This is a genomic window from Pandoraea faecigallinarum (assembly GCF_001029105.3).
In the GTDB taxonomy this organism is placed as follows: Bacteria; Pseudomonadota; Gammaproteobacteria; order Burkholderiales; family Burkholderiaceae; genus Pandoraea; species Pandoraea faecigallinarum.
In genome coordinates, this window is the sequence record NZ_CP011807.3 from 844,207 (window position 1) to 858,921 (window position 14,715).

The following is a 14,715-nucleotide window of genomic DNA, read 5'->3' on the forward strand; positions in this document are numbered from 1 at the left end:
AGTGACGAGGCGGGGCGGGAGGGCGGCAGGTCGTGAAGGTGTTGTCAACGCGGCGATGAGGCGCGCGCGATGCCCGGGCAGAGCGGATTTGCGCGTCTGAGCGGCGATTTCGGTGCGGCACCAACGTGTTGCGGTGCAATGAAGTACAATTCGGCCTACATTCCCCTACCAACACTTTCCCAAGCCGGAAGAAAGATCTGGGCATGCGCAACAACGGCCTCACCCCTCTGTGCTTCTGCTCGATGACCGGACACGATTCGTCGTCGACTTCCTTGCACGGCAGTCGTCGATCTCGTTGATCGCAGATCGTCCGTTGCCTGCCCGCGCGCGTCTCACGCGCCAGCGGCCGGCATCTCCAGCGCATACCCGATTTTGACTTTCGGCGCGTCCCGCGAGACGAACGCCGACGGCGGATGCACCGCCGCACTGACGAGCCCGACAAGATGAACGCACCCTTGCCTGCCTTCGAGCCGCACGACGCAAAACATGCCGTAGCCGCCCACCCGCCGCGCCTGCGCGAAATACCCTACAACTACACATCGTTTTCGGATCGCGAAATCGTCATGCGCCTGCTTGGCGCAGATGCGTGGGCCATCCTCGACGAACTGCGCGCCGAACGCCGCACCGGCCGCTCGGCACGCATGCTGTACGAAGTGCTTGGCGACATCTGGGTGGTCCGCCGCAATCCTTATCTGCAAGACGACCTGCTGGACAACCCGAAGCGCCGCAAACTGCTGATCGACGCGCTCGACCATCGTCTGAACGAAATCGACAAGCGCCGGCGTGCCGACGTCGCACAGCACGCCGACGCGCATGGCCGCGAGCGTGCGGCCCGCGTCGAGCAACTCGAAGTGGCCGCGCGCCGCGCCGTGGCGGATTTTGCCGCGGAGTTCGACAAGATGGCGGAACTGCGCCGCCGCGCGAAGAAGGTGCTCGGTCGCACGACGGCCAGCGACAACATCAAGTTCGATGGGCTGTCGCGTGTCTCGCACGTGACGGACGCGACCGACTGGCGCGTGGAATACCCGTTCGTCGTGCTCACACCGGACAGCGAACTGGAAATGGCCTCGCTGGTGAAGGGCTGCTTCGAACTTGGTCTGACGGTGATCCCGCGCGGCGGTGGCACCGGCTACACGGGCGGCGCGATTCCGCTCACGCCGTTTTCGGCCGTCATCAATACGGAAAAGCTCGAACAGCTCGACGAGGTCGAGTTCGTGCCGCTGCCGGGCGTCGACAAGCCGGTCGCCACGATTTTCTCGGGCGCCGGCGTGGTAACGCGCCGCGTGGCGGAAGCCGCCGAGCGCGCCGGGCTGGTGTTCGCCGTGGATCCGACGTCGATCGACGCGTCGTGCATCGGCGGCAACGTGGCCATGAACGCCGGCGGCAAGAAGGCGGTGTTGTGGGGCACGGCGCTGGATAACCTCGCCTGGTGGCGCATGGTCGATCCGCGGGGCAACTGGCTCGAAGTCACGCGTCTCGATCACAACCTTGGCAAGATTCACGACATTCCGGTGGCCCGCTTCGAACTGAAGTGGTACGACGGCAATCAGGCGCCGGGCGCGTCGCTGCTCAAGACCGAACTGCTGGAGATCGAAGGCAAGCGTTTTCGCAAGGAAGGTCTGGGCAAGGACGTCACGGACAAGTTCCTCGCCGGTCTGCCGGGCATCCAGAAAGAAGGCTGCGACGGTCTCATCACCAGCGCGCGCTGGATTCTGCACAAGATGCCCGCGCACACGCGCACCGTGTGTCTGGAGTTCTTCGGTCAGGCGAAGGAAGCGATTCCGAGCATCGTCGAAATCAAGGACTACATGTTCGCGCAGACGGCCGCGGGCGGCGCGATTCTGGCCGGTCTGGAGCATCTGGACGAGCGCTATCTGCGCGCCGTGGGCTATGCCACGAAGTCGAAGCGCAACGCGTTTCCGAAAATGGTGCTGATCGGCGACATCGTCGGCGACGACGACAATGCCGTTGCGCAGGCCACCTCGGAAGTGATTCGCATGGCCAACGGCAAGAGCGGCGAGGGTTTCGTCGCCGTGTCGGCCGAGGCGCGCAAGAAGTTCTGGCTGGACCGCTCGCGCACGGCCGCGATTGCGCGTCACACGAACGCCTTCAAGATCAACGAAGACGTGGTGATTCCGCTGCATCGCATGGGCGAGTACACGGATCACATCGAGCGCATCAACATCGAGCTGTCGCTCAAGAACAAACTGCAACTCGTGGACGCGCTCGAAACGTTCTTCGAGTCGGGAAATCTGCCGCTCGGCAGGACGGACGACGCGAACGAGATTGCGTCGGCCGAACTGCTCGAAGACCGTGTGCAGACGGCGCTCACGATGTTGCGCGAGGTCCGCGCGCGCTGGGAGTTCCTGCGCGATCACTTCGAAATGCCGCTCGCCGAAGCGATTCCGCTGCTCAACCGTCACGGCATTCGCGATCTCGACGTTGCGCTGAACGACCGTCTGAACAAGCAGCCCGAGACGCGCCTCATCGATCTGCTTCAGGACCGCACGGTGCGCGTGTCGTGGAAGCTGGAGATTCGCGCGGAATTGCGCAAGATCTTCATGGGCGGCGAATTCAAGCCGATTCTCGACGAAGCTCAGGCAATCCACAAGCGCGTGCTGCACGGCCGTGTGTTCGTCGCCCTGCACATGCACGCGGGCGACGGCAACGTGCACACGAATATCCCGGTGAACTCGGACAACTACGAGATGCTCCAGGATGCGCACAAGGCGGTCGCCCGCATCATGGACATCGCCCGCTCGCTCGACGGCGTGATCTCGGGCGAACACGGTATCGGCATTACCAAGCTGGAGTTCCTGACGGACGCCGAAATCGGCGAGTTCCGCGCCTACAAGCTGCGCGTGGACCCGGAAGGACGCTTCAACAAGGGCAAGCTTCTCAATCTGCCCGAATTGCCGGCCGACCTGCGTAACGCCTATACGCCCAGCTTCGGGCTGATGGGGTACGAGTCGCTCATCATGCAGCAGTCGGACATCGGCGCCATTGCGGACAGCGTGAAGGACTGCCTGCGCTGCGGCAAGTGCAAACCGGTGTGCGCCACGCACGTGCCGCGAGCGAATTTGCTGTATAGCCCGCGCAACAAGATTCTCGCGACGTCGCTGCTCATCGAGGCCTTCCTCTACGAAGAGCAGACGCGCCGTGGTGTCTCGATCAAGCACTGGGACGAGTTCAACGACGTGGCCGACCACTGCACGGTCTGCCACAAGTGTGTCACGCCCTGCCCGGTGAAGATCGACTTCGGCGACGTGACGATGAACATGCGCAACCTGCTGCGCAAGATGGGCAAAAAGAAATTCAATCCGGGGGCCGCGGCCGGAATGTTCTTCCTGAACGCCACCAACCCGGAGACGATCAACATCACCCGCAAGGTGATGATCGACTGGGGCTACAAGGCCCAGCGCTTCGGTGCCGACGTCTTCAGGAAGATCGCGAAGAAGCAGACGGCGCACCCGCCGGCAACGGTCGGCAAGCCGCCGCTGCGCGAGGAAGTGATCCACTTCGTCAACAAGAAGATGCCGGGCAATCTGCCGAAGAAGACGGCGCGTGCGCTGCTTGACATCGAAGACAACAAGGTGGTGCCGATCATTCGCAACCCGAAGGCCACTACGGTGGACTCGGAAGCGGTGTTCTACTTCCCGGGCTGCGGCTCGGAGCGCCTGTTCTCGCAGGTCGGTCTCGCCACGCAGGCGATGCTCTGGCACGTGGGCGTGCAGACGGTGCTGCCACCGGGCTATCTGTGCTGCGGCTATCCGCAACGCGGGTCGGGCCAGGGCGAGAAGGCCGAGAAGATCGTGACGGACAACCGCGTGTTGTTCCACCGCATGGCCAACACGCTGAACTACCTGGACATCAAGACGGTCGTGGTGTCGTGCGGCACTTGTTACGATCAGCTCGCCGGGTACGAATTCGAGAAGATCTTTCCAGGCTGCCGCATCGTGGACATCCACGAATATCTGCTCGAAAAGAACGTGAAACTCGAAGGGGTGAGCGGCACGCGCTATATGTATCACGATCCGTGCCACACGCCGATCAAGACGATGGACCCGGTCAAGCTCGTGAACCAGTTGATGGGCAGCGAGCACGACGGCTACAAGATCGAGAAGAACGATCGTTGCTGCGGCGAATCGGGTACGCTGGCGGTCACGCGTCCGGACATCTCGACGCAGATCCGTTTCCGCAAGGAAGAGGAGATGCGCAAGGGCGCGGCGAAACTGCGCGCGCACGGCAAGGTGGAGGACGTCAAGATCCTGACGAGCTGCCCGTCGTGCCTGCAGGGTCTGTCGCGCTATAACGACGACACGGATGTCACCGCCGACTACATCGTCGTCGAGATCGCCCGGCACGTGCTGGGCGACCAGTGGCTGGTGGACTACGTGAGGGATGCGAACAACGGCGGTATCGAACGCGTGCTCGTCTGATGTACCTGCTGCCCCAACTGCGCCTGGCGGAGAACGCGGCCGATGCCTGACCGACGGACCACGGAGGTGACATGGAGGTAGTGTACACAGCGCTGATCCTGCTGTTCGTGGTGGCGCTGACCGGCGTGCTGGTCAGCTTCGTCAGATTCCTGCCCGTTCCGCTTGTGCAGATCTCCGTGGGCGCCGCGCTCGCTTATCCGGGCGCGGGGCTGCACATCGATCTCGACCCCGAGATCTTCTTCCTGCTGTTCATTCCGCCACTGCTCTTTGCCGACGGCTGGCGCATGCCCAAACGCGAGTTCTGGCACCTGCGGGTGCCGATCATCGCGATGGCCCTGGGGCTCGTGATCTTCACGGTGCTGGGGGTGGGCTACTTCATTCACTGGATGATCCCGTCGATTCCGCTGGCCGTCGCCTTCGCGCTCGGCGGCGTGCTCTCGCCGACCGACGCCGTGGCCGTGTCCGCGCTCACCGGACGCATGCGCATGCCCACGCGGCTCATGCACGTGCTCGAAGGTGAGGCGATGATGAACGATGCGTCCGGCCTCGTCGCATTCAAGTTCGCGCTGGTGGCCGCGACGACTGGGCTCTTCTCCATCGGCAATGCGACGTTCTCGTTCTTCGTGATTGCGCTGGGCGGCCTGCTTGCCGGGTGGGCGGTGACGTGGCTGTTCACGCAATTCCATCGCCGCGTGATGGACGCCTCGACCGAAGAGCCCGCGACCATTGTGCTGCTCCTGCTGCTCATGCCGTTCGCGGCCTATCTGCTCGCCGAGCATTTCGGCTTTTCCGGCATTCTCGCGGCGGTGGCGGCGGGCATGACGGTCAGTTCCACGGATCTGCTCAATACGCGTACGGCCACGCGCATTCTCGGCAACGGCGTGTGGTCGATGCTGGAATTCGTTTTCAACGGTGCGGTATTCGTGCTGCTCGGCCTGCAATTGCCGGACATTGTGCGCGCGGCGTTGCGTCCGAGCGAGCATCTGTGGGGCACCCTCGTCAATCTGGGCGAGCTGATGTTCTACGTGGGCGCGATTTCGGCGGTGCTCATCGTGCTGCGCTTTTGCTGGGTGTGGGTGGCCTGGCGCGTCATGTACTTCCTCGGCATGCGACGCGGCGAAATCACCATGAAGCCCGGTATGCGGTTCACCGGCGTGACGGCGCTCTCCGGCGTGCGCGGCGCGGTTACGCTGGCCGGTGCGCTCTCCGTGCCGCTGGCGCTGCCCGGCGGTGCGCCGTTCCCAGGGCGGGATCTGCTGATTTTCCTCGCTGCCGGCGTGATCCTGTTGTCGCTGATCGGCGGCAGCCTGGGGTTGCCCGTGCTGCTGCGCGGCGTGCGCTGGCCGGTCGAAGATCCGCGTAACCGCGAGATGGACGAGGCCCGGGTGGCGGCCTCCGAGGCGGCGATTCGCGCCGTCGAGTCGTTGCAGAAAGTGATCGCCAGGTCGGGCGACGAACTCGATACTGCCGTGTGCGCGGAAGCCGCCGCCCGGGTGATGGGACGGTATCGCCGCTCGCTCAACGCGTCGACGGCCACGGACGAGATGCGCGAGCGGGCAGTGCGCGAAGTGGAGGTCGAGCGCCGTTTGCGCGCGGCGGCCTTGCAGGCGGAGCGCGTGGAGTTGTCGCGCTTGCGCATCACCCATCGTATCAACGACGAAACGCTGCGCGAACTGCTCAGCGAAATCGATTTTGCGGAACTGGCGCTGGGGCCGGTCGATCCGGCCACCGGCAAGCGCCGAAAGGGCAGGAAGCACTGACGCGAACCGTCCGCCGGACGATGGGGGCGGTATGCGACAGGCCAATGGAGGGGAGAACGAGCATGGAATGTCCGTTTTGCGCCGGTGACGGCGGTGAGGTCGTGTGGCGTGATCCGGTGCTGCGGGTCGTGCTGGCGAGCGAAGCCGGTTATCCGGGTTTTGCCCGCGTAATCTGGCACGCCCACGTGGCCGAGATGAGCGATCTGCCGCAAGCGGCGCGCGAGCATGTGATGCGCGCGGTGTTTGCCGTGGAGACGGCGCAACGCACGGTGATGTCGCCGCACAAGGTCAATGTGGCGAGCCTGGGCAACATGGTGCCGCACGTGCATTGGCACGTGATTCCGCGTTATCGCGACGACATTCACTTCCCCGGCTCGGTCTGGAGCGCGCGGCAACGCGAGTTGCCGGAGGCCGTGATTGCCGGGCGTACCGCCTGGCTGCCGGCGTTGCGCGAGGCCATCGTGGCAGAATTGGCACGAATCCCGGGGTGGCCGGCGTAGCGGTGGGGGAGGCCCGGCGCGGATCGATGTTCAATCGCTGGCCGTGGCGCGCGGCGCCGGCATGACCGCTCGCGCCCGAGGGGCTATACTGCCGGCCGATGTGCCGCAAGATGTGCCGCCGACAGGCACGCGGCGAATTTTCTGGAGCAAGACCATGGCTGGGCTGGAGAAAGACACGCCGATTCCCGTTTCCCTGACGTTGCATCGCACTTCGAAGGTGCTGGAACTCGGTTATGAAGACGGCAAGACCTACCGCCTGCCGTTCGAATTGCTGCGCGTGCTCTCGCCTTCGGCGGAGGTGCGAGGCCATGGGCCGGGGCAGGAGACGCTGCAAACCGGCAAGCGCGACGTCACGCTCAACGGTCTGGAGCCGATAGGCAATTACGCGGTGCGCCCCGTCTTCTCGGACGGTCACGATACCGGCATCTATTCGTGGGACTTCCTGTATGAGTTGTGCGTGCGCCAGGACGCGCTGTGGCAGGAATACCTCGACAAGCTCGCCGCAGCGGGTGTCGATCGCGACACGCCGATGCCGTCGCCCGCTGCCGGTGGCTGCCACCACCATTGAGCTCCCGGCGAGGCGCCCGCCCGGCGCGCCCGAGGGTGCGCCCGCTTACCTGATTTTGGAGATGTGCAATGGGTGATCAGACCCACTTCGGTTATCAAACCGTCGACGAGAAGGAGAAGGCCGGCAAGGTTGCCGAGGTGTTCCATTCCGTCGCGAGCAAGTACGACATCATGAACGACCTGATGTCGGGCGGCCTGCACCGCATCTGGAAGGCCTTCACGATCGGACGCGCCGCCGTGCGCCCCGGCTTCAAGGTGCTTGACATCGCCGGCGGCACGGGCGATCTCTCGAAGGCGTTCGCCCGTGCGGCGGGCCCGACCGGCGAAGTGTGGCACACCGACATCAACGAATCGATGCTGCGCGTGGGGCGCGACCGCCTGCTCGACGACGGGATCCTCACGCCGTCGCTGCTTTGCGACGCCGAGAAGCTGCCGTTCCCGTCCAACTATTTCGACGTGGTGAGCGTGGCGTTCGGTCTGCGCAACATGACGCACAAGGATGCGGCCCTCGCGGAGATGCGTCGCGTGATCAAGCCGGGCGGCAAGGTCATGGTGCTGGAGTTCTCGAAGGTCTGGCAGCCGCTCGAAAAGGCATACGACGCCTATTCGTTCAAGGTGTTGCCATGGCTCGGTTCGCGTATCGCGGGCGATGCCGACAGCTATCGCTATCTGGCGGAGTCCATCCGCATGCATCCGGACCAGGAAACGCTCAAGTCGATGATGGAAGACGCCGGCCTCGAACGGGTCGAGTATCACAACATGACTGCCGGTGTGGTGGCCCTGCACATCGGCCGGAAATTCTGAGTACGCGCTCACTACGTTTCGCGCAAGTCGCCCCTGACGCCCCGGATCGCGGTATTTCCGCGTCGGGGCGTTTGTCCGATGCCCTAAGTACAAGCTAATTTTGCTGTGGCAGAATCGCCATCGCCTTATCTGGTTTCAGTACGTAAAAAACGGCTGAACCATTTGGGTTGACGTCTGTCAGTAGACAGCAACCTAACACTCCACGGAGAGACCAGAACGATGTTCCAGTTCCTGAAAAACAAGCTGTTGTTGGGCGTTGTGGCCGGCGTAATGGCGGTCGGCATGACGATCGCGGACGCTGACGCCAAGCGCGTTGGCGGCGGCCGGAGCATCGGCAAGCAGTCCAACACCGTGACGCAACGTCAGGCAACACCGCAACAGCCGGCACAAGCCGCCCCGGGCGCCGCCCCGGCTCAGGCAGCGCCGGCTGCCGCAGGCGCCGGTGCCGCCGGCGCGGCCGCAGCCGCCAAACCGGCCAACCGCTGGCTTGGACCGATCGCCGGTCTGGCTGCCGGTCTGGGTATTGCAGCCCTGCTGTCGCACTTCGGCATGGGCGGTGCGTTCGCGAGCATGATGGCCAACGTCATCGTCATCGCGCTGATCGCTTTCGCCGTGATGTGGCTCATTCGCCGTTTCCGTGGCAATAAGTCGCAGTCGCAAACGCCGGCGTATGCCGGGGCGGGCGGCGACGCGTCGAATTCGTTGCGTCAGTCGTGGGATAGCGCACAGGCGGGTCAGTCGCAGCCGGTCCAGCCGGCTCAGCCGGGCGCGTCGGCGCTGCCGCTTGCCGCGGGCGCCGCAGCCGGTGCCGCCACCGAATCGTTCGGCGTGCCGGCCGGCTTCGACACGGAAGGCTTCCTGCGCAGCGCGAAGGTGTACTTCAACCGCCTGCAAGCCGCGTGGGACAAGGGCGATCAGGCCGACATCAACGAGTTCACCACGCCGCAGATGTTCGCGGAAATCAAGATGGACCTCGAAGAGCGCGGCAAGTCGGCCAACCGTACCGATGTCGTGCAACTTGACGCCGAACTCCTCGGTATCGAGCAGTCGGCCAGCGAGTACATGGCAAGCGTTCGCTTCTCGGGCCTGATCCGTGAAACGGAAGGCGGCGCCGCCGAGCCGTTCAACGAAGTGTGGAACCTGACCAAGCCGGTGACCGGTAACGGCGGCTGGGTGCTCGCCGGGATTCAGCAGCTCAACTAAGCTGGCGACGTTTTTGCCGTAACCTGCCTTACAATGAGAGCCCGCGTTTGAAGCGCGGGCTCTTTTGTTTTTGCCGTCCGAAGGTTGTTGCCGGGCGGCGTCTTTCGGTGCGACCGGTGTTCTGCGCCGGCCGGCCGCCTAGCTCATGACCGTAGCCGCCAAAGCCTTTGCCGCCACCGTGAACCATCTGCTTGCCCGCGAACCGTGGGCGCGCGACCGCCTGCGCCATCACATCGGTGCGTCCGCCCGGCTGGCTATGGCGGCAATTGACCTGCGCCTGCGCGTGGGCGAGGACGGCTACCTGGCCGCTGCCGGGGCCGATTACCCGTGCGACGTCAGCATATCGGTGCCGCCGGCGGCGCTGGCCGACTTCGCGGGCGGCGGACAAGCCGCGGTGATGCGTCACGTCAAGATCGAAGGCGACGCCGAGTTCGCCAACACGGTGTCGTATCTGGCGCAGCATCTGCGCTGGGAAGTGGCCGAAGATCTCAGCAAGGTGATCGGCGACGCCGCTGCCCATCGTGTCACCGAGACCGGCAAGGCTGCGGTGGCCGGCGCACGCCGCACGGGCGGCACGCTCGCGCGCACGCTGACCGACTACCTCGTGCAAGAGAATCCGATGCTCGTGGCGCGCCCGCGACTCGATGCGATGCGCGCCGATATCGGCACGCTGCGCGACGACCTCGCACGGCTGGAAAAGCGCCTCGAGAAGCTCGAGCGTCAGGCGGGTTCCGCGACGGCGGTATCCCGCACCAACGGAGGCCGTTGACCGATGCGTCTTCTGCGTCTCATCAAGATTTTCTTCGTCTGCTACCGGTACGGTCTCGACGAGCTGGTGCTCTCGAGCATTCCCCATCCTTTCACGCGCGTACTGCTGCGCGTGCTCACGTTCGGGCGCAGCGGCCTGAAGGCGCCGCGCGGCGAGCGCCTGCGTCTGGCGCTCGAATCGCTGGGGCCGATTTTCGTGAAGTTCGGGCAGGTGTTGTCGACGCGCCGCGATCTGATGCCGCCGGACATCGCTCAGGAACTCGCGCGCTTGCAGGACCAGGTGCCGCCGTTCGATCCGCAGGTGGCACACGCGAGCATCGAGCGCTCGCTGGGGCGCCCGCTCGACGACGTTTTCGTGGAATTCGAGCGCATTCCGGTGGCCAGCGCGTCGATCGCCCAGGTGCATTTCGCGCGGGTGCGCAATGGCGAACATGCGGGCAAGGAGGTTGCGGTCAAGGTGCTGCGCCCGAACATGCTCGGTGTGATCGACAGCGATCTCGCGCTCATGCGCGATCTGGCGGGCTGGGTGGAGCGCCTGTGGCCGGATGGCAAACGACTGAAGCCGCGGGAAGTCGTCGCGGAGTTCGACAAGTATCTGCACGACGAACTGGACCTGATGCGCGAGGCCGCCAACGCGGCGCAGCTTCGCCGTAACTTCATCGATTCCGGCATGTTGATGGTGCCGGAGATCTATTGGGAGTTCAGCTCCAGTTCGGTGCTCGTGATGGAGCGCATGCGCGGCGTGCCGATCAGCCAGATCGACGTGCTTCGCGAAGCGGGGGTCGATCTGAAGAAGCTCGCGCGCGAAGGTGTCGAGATTTTCTTCACGCAGTTCCTGCGCGACGGTTTCTTCCACGCCGACATGCATCCGGGCAACATTCTCGTCAGCCTCGAGCCCGCAACGTTCGGCCGCTATATTGCGCTCGATTGCGGCATCGTGGGGGCGTTGTCCGAATTCGACAAGAATTACCTTGCGCAGAACTTCCTTGCGTTCTTCCGTCGCGACTATCACCGGGTGGCGTCGCTGCATCTGGAGTCGGGCTGGGTGCCGCCCGATACGCGCGTGGAGGAACTGGAGGGCGCGATTCGCGCGGTATGCGAGCCGTACTTCGACCGGCCGCTCAAGGAGATTTCGCTGGGGCTGGTGCTAATGCGCCTGTTCCAGACGTCGCGCCGCTTCAACGTCGAGATTCAGCCGCAACTCGTGCTGTTGCAGAAGACGCTGCTCAACATCGAAGGGCTAGGCCGTCAGCTCGATCCGGATCTGGACCTTTGGAAGACCGCCAAGCCGTTTCTCGAGCGCTGGATGGCCGAGCAGATCGGGCCGCGCGGCTGGCTGGAGCGTCTGAAGGCCGAGGTGCCGCAGTGGAGCAAGACGATGCCGCAGTTGCCGCGTCTCATCCATCAGGCGCTGGCGGCGCATGCGCGCCCTCAGGACGACATGCTGCTGCTGGCATTGCTGCAGGAGCAGCGCCGCACCAACCGTCTCCTGACGGGGGCGTTCTGTCTGGTGGGCGGCATCGCCATTGGCGTGCTGACGGCCTTCGTCTGGCTGTATGGCTGATACGGCAAAATTTGCAAAGGAGCGGCGGTGGTAGACATTCGCAAGCATCGCGTGTTGCATGCGCCGCACGGGCGACGTGAGGCAAGCGGGGGCCACGAGGGCATGACGGGGGATTTGCCGGCACCGTCGACGCCGGCGATGCCGCAGTTCGCGCATCGCGATCCGTCGCAAGCCGCGTTCTGGGACGAGCGCTTTGCGCACGCGTTCATGCCCTGGGATGCCGCCGGCGTGCCGCGCGCGCTGCGCGAGTTCGTCGCTGCCGACAGCGCGCCGCGCGCCACGCTGATCCCGGGCTGCGGCGCTGCGTACGAAGCGGCATGGCTCGACGCGCAAGGCTGGCCGGTGCGGGCCATCGACTTCTCGCCGGTCGCCGTCGAATCGGCCAAGGCGCAGTTGGGGCCGCGCGCCGGACTTGTCGAACAGGCCGACTTCTTCACCTATACGCCCGCGTTCGCGCTCGACATGATTTACGAGCGGGCGTTTCTCTGCGCGCTGCCGCGCAACCTCTGGCAGGACTACGCTGGCCGCATGGCGCAACTGCTGCCGTCGGGCGGCTGTCTGGCCGGGTACTTCTTCCTCAAGGAAACCCCCAAGGGGCCGCCGTTCGGTATCGCGCGCGAAGCGCTCGACGCGCTGCTGACGCCCGGTTTCGTCTGCGAAGACGACCGTCTCGTCGACGACTCGGTGCCGGTCTTTGCGGGTGCGGAACACTGGATGGTCTGGCGGCGACGCTGATCCGGGCCGTTTCGACCCCCCTTGGCGGAGCACGCGACATGCGGGGACTGACGCCAATTGCGCCTAACGTCCGTGCAGTCACCGGGTATTTCCCGATATTTGCCACGAATCCTCGGGGGAATTGTGATTTTTCCCCCGCGCGCCTCCCACGCCGCTATAATCGGCCCAAAATTTTTTCGCCAGGTGGCAAGAACGGGCGCCCCCGAGCGCTGAATCGCATCAGCCCCGTCATGCACGACCTGTGATTTTCTGTTGCCCGGAAGGCTGCGGCCCAAGGCTAGGTTTCGTTGGCTTGCGCGGCGGCTTCATGCGGCCGAATCACGTCCGCCACCGACGATTCCGGCCCGAGACCACCGCCCTGGGGCTTGGCTGGGGCCGCGTTATGCTGATCTGGTTTGTCATTCTGTATTGGGTCATTTCGGTGGCCATCGGGCTGGTGGCCGCCCTCAAGGTCCGCAATACCAAGGATTTCACCGTTGCTGGCCGCCGTCTGCCCTACGGCATGGTCGTGGCGGTGGTGTTCGCCACATGGTTCGGCTCGGAGGCTGTGCTCGGCATTCCGGCCACTTTCATCGGCGAAGGCCTGCGCGGCGTGGTTGCCGACCCGTTCGGCTCGTCGATGTGTCTCGTCCTCGTGGGCATGTTCTTCGCCCGCAAGCTGTATCGCATGAACCTCATGACGATCGGCGACTTCTACAGGCTCAAATACAACCGCACGGTCGAAGTGGTGACGTCGATCGCCATCGTGATCTCGTACCTCGGCTGGGTCGGGGCGCAGATCAAGGCGCTGGGGCTGGTGTTTCATACGGTGTCCGGCGGCGCGATGTCGGAGCCCACGGGCATGATCATCGGCGCGGTCTCGGTGCTCGCCTACACGCTGCTCGGTGGCATGATTTCGGTCGCGGTGACCGACTTCATTCAGATGATCATCATCGTCGTGGGACTGGTGTATATCGCGGTGGTCGTGTCAGGCATGGTGCCGGGCGGAGCGCAAGCCGTGATCGCGCATGCGGCCGAAGCCGGCAAGTTCGTGTTCCTGCCCGAGATGAACCCGGCGGACGTTCTGGCCTTCATAGCGGCGGGCGTGACGATGATGTTCGGATCGATTCCGCAGCAGGACGTGTTCCAGCGCGTGATGTCGTCGAAATCCGAAAACATCGCCGTCTCCGGCTCCGTGACGGGCGGCGTGCTGTACTTCTTCTTCACGTTCATTCCGATCTTCCTCGCATACTCGGCGCTGCTGATCGCGCCGTCGATGGTGCAGAAGTACATCGGCACCGACCCGCAACAGATCCTGCCGCAGTTGGTGCTCACCAGCGTGCCGATCGTCGCGCAGGTGATGTTCTTCGGCGCGCTGCTCTCCGCCATCAAGAGCTGCGCATCGGCGACGTTGCTCGCCCCGTCGGTGACGTTTGCGGAGAACATCATTCGTCCGACGCTCAAAGGCCGCATCGACGACAAGCACCTGCTGCGTCTGATGCGTATCGTCGTGCTCTGCTTCACGGCGCTGGTGCTCGTCTATGCGCTGAACTCGAAGGCGTCGATCTTCCAGATGGTCGAGAGCGCTTACAAGGTCACGCTGGTTTGCTGCTTCGTGCCGCTGACCTTCGGCTTGTACTGGAAGCGTTCGAGCTCGCTGGGCGGCACGCTCGCCGTGTTTTTCGGCTTGATCGTGTGGATCGTCTGCGAAGCCATGGCGCCCGAGGCGCTGGTGCCGCCGCAACTTGCCGGTCTGCTGGCGTCGATTGCGGGGATGGTCGTCGGCTCGCTGCTGCAACCGGCCGCTGAGCGCGGCCAGCCGCCGGAGCAACAGGTCTCCACGATCTGACGCACCCCGGCCTTGATCTTGCGCGAGCGCGGCCCCATATACCACCGGACAAATCCCGAAAGCCTTGTGAAGCGGTTATAATTCAAGGCTTTGCGCGCCTTTTTTCGTCTGAAAGAATCATGCCTATCTATGCCTATCGTTGCGAAACATGCGGTTTCGCGAAGGATGTGCTGCAAAAAATGAGCGATGATCCGCTCTCCCAGTGCCCTGAATGCGGCAAGGACACGTTTCGCAAGCAGGTCACTGCGGCCGGGTTCCAGCTCAAGGGCTCGGGATGGTATGTGACCGATTTCCGGGGCGGGTCGGGCGGTGCCAGCGCAACGGCTTCCGGCCCTGCGGCATCGTCGGCACCTGAGGCGGCCGCAGCCGCCTCAGGTGATGGCGCTTCGTCTTCCCCGGCCGCGTCGGCTTCGGGGGAATCGTCGAGCGCCCCGGCAGCCGGTTGCGGTGGCGGCTGCGCCTGCCATTGAGCGGTTCGCGCCGCGGCGCGAACGCTGCACGGAACCGAATTGCAGGATCCGGCGTGTTGCGCGCACCGCCCGACACG

The 14,715-nt window shown here is 64.5% G+C and carries 11 protein-coding genes; all 11 read left to right on the forward strand.

The features are described 5' to 3' along the window. Positions 1 to 443 precede the first annotated feature (443 nt). On the forward strand, positions 444 to 4,439 hold the full coding sequence (locus tag AB870_RS03815; protein ID WP_047908767.1) for a DUF3683 domain-containing protein: 3,996 nt from the start codon (positions 444 to 446) through the stop codon (positions 4,437 to 4,439). A gap of 71 nt (positions 4,440 to 4,510) precedes the next feature. Beyond that, on the forward strand, positions 4,511 to 6,199 hold the full coding sequence (locus tag AB870_RS03820; RefSeq protein ID WP_047907008.1) for a Na+/H+ antiporter: 1,689 nt from the start codon (positions 4,511 to 4,513) through the stop codon (positions 6,197 to 6,199). Between the two features lie 62 nt (positions 6,200 to 6,261). Further along, positions 6,262 to 6,699 (forward strand): HIT family protein, encoded by a 438-nt coding sequence (locus AB870_RS03825; RefSeq protein WP_047907009.1) that lies wholly within the window; start codon positions 6,262 to 6,264, stop codon positions 6,697 to 6,699. A 154-nt stretch (positions 6,700 to 6,853) separates the two neighbouring features. Then, positions 6,854 to 7,267, forward strand: coding sequence for a gamma-butyrobetaine hydroxylase family protein (locus tag AB870_RS03830; RefSeq protein WP_047908768.1), 414 nt, complete (start codon positions 6,854 to 6,856; stop codon positions 7,265 to 7,267). 68 nt (positions 7,268 to 7,335) lie between these two features. Then, positions 7,336 to 8,070, forward strand: a complete 735-nt coding sequence (gene ubiE / locus AB870_RS03835) for a bifunctional demethylmenaquinone methyltransferase/2-methoxy-6-polyprenyl-1,4-benzoquinol methylase UbiE (protein ID WP_047907010.1) — start codon at positions 7,336 to 7,338, stop codon at positions 8,068 to 8,070. Positions 8,071 to 8,289: 219 nt separating this feature from the next. Beyond that, entirely contained in the window at positions 8,290 to 9,273 is a 984-nt protein-coding gene (locus AB870_RS03840; RefSeq protein WP_047907011.1) for a Tim44 domain-containing protein, read from the forward strand. 145 nt (positions 9,274 to 9,418) lie between these two features. After that, positions 9,419 to 10,042 carry a ubiquinone biosynthesis accessory factor UbiJ gene (locus AB870_RS03845; protein WP_047907012.1) on the forward strand — a complete coding sequence of 208 codons (624 nt, stop codon included), beginning with the start codon at positions 9,419 to 9,421 and terminating at the stop codon, positions 10,040 to 10,042. A gap of 3 nt (positions 10,043 to 10,045) precedes the next feature. Next, entirely contained in the window at positions 10,046 to 11,605 is a 1,560-nt protein-coding gene (ubiB, locus tag AB870_RS03850; RefSeq protein ID WP_047907013.1) for a ubiquinone biosynthesis regulatory protein kinase UbiB, read from the forward strand. A 102-nt stretch (positions 11,606 to 11,707) separates the two neighbouring features. Further along, positions 11,708 to 12,340 carry a methyltransferase domain-containing protein gene (locus AB870_RS03855; protein ID WP_047908769.1) on the forward strand — a complete coding sequence of 211 codons (633 nt, stop codon included), beginning with the start codon at positions 11,708 to 11,710 and terminating at the stop codon, positions 12,338 to 12,340. 382 nt (positions 12,341 to 12,722) lie between these two features. Next, complete coding sequence (locus tag AB870_RS03860) at positions 12,723 to 14,168, forward strand: high affinity choline transporter 1 (RefSeq protein WP_047907014.1); 1,446 nt, start codon at positions 12,723 to 12,725, stop codon at positions 14,166 to 14,168. A 119-nt stretch (positions 14,169 to 14,287) separates the two neighbouring features. After that, entirely contained in the window at positions 14,288 to 14,638 is a 351-nt protein-coding gene (locus AB870_RS25470) for an FmdB family zinc ribbon protein (RefSeq protein ID WP_084663300.1), read from the forward strand. The last annotated feature ends 77 nt before the right edge of the window (positions 14,639 to 14,715 follow it).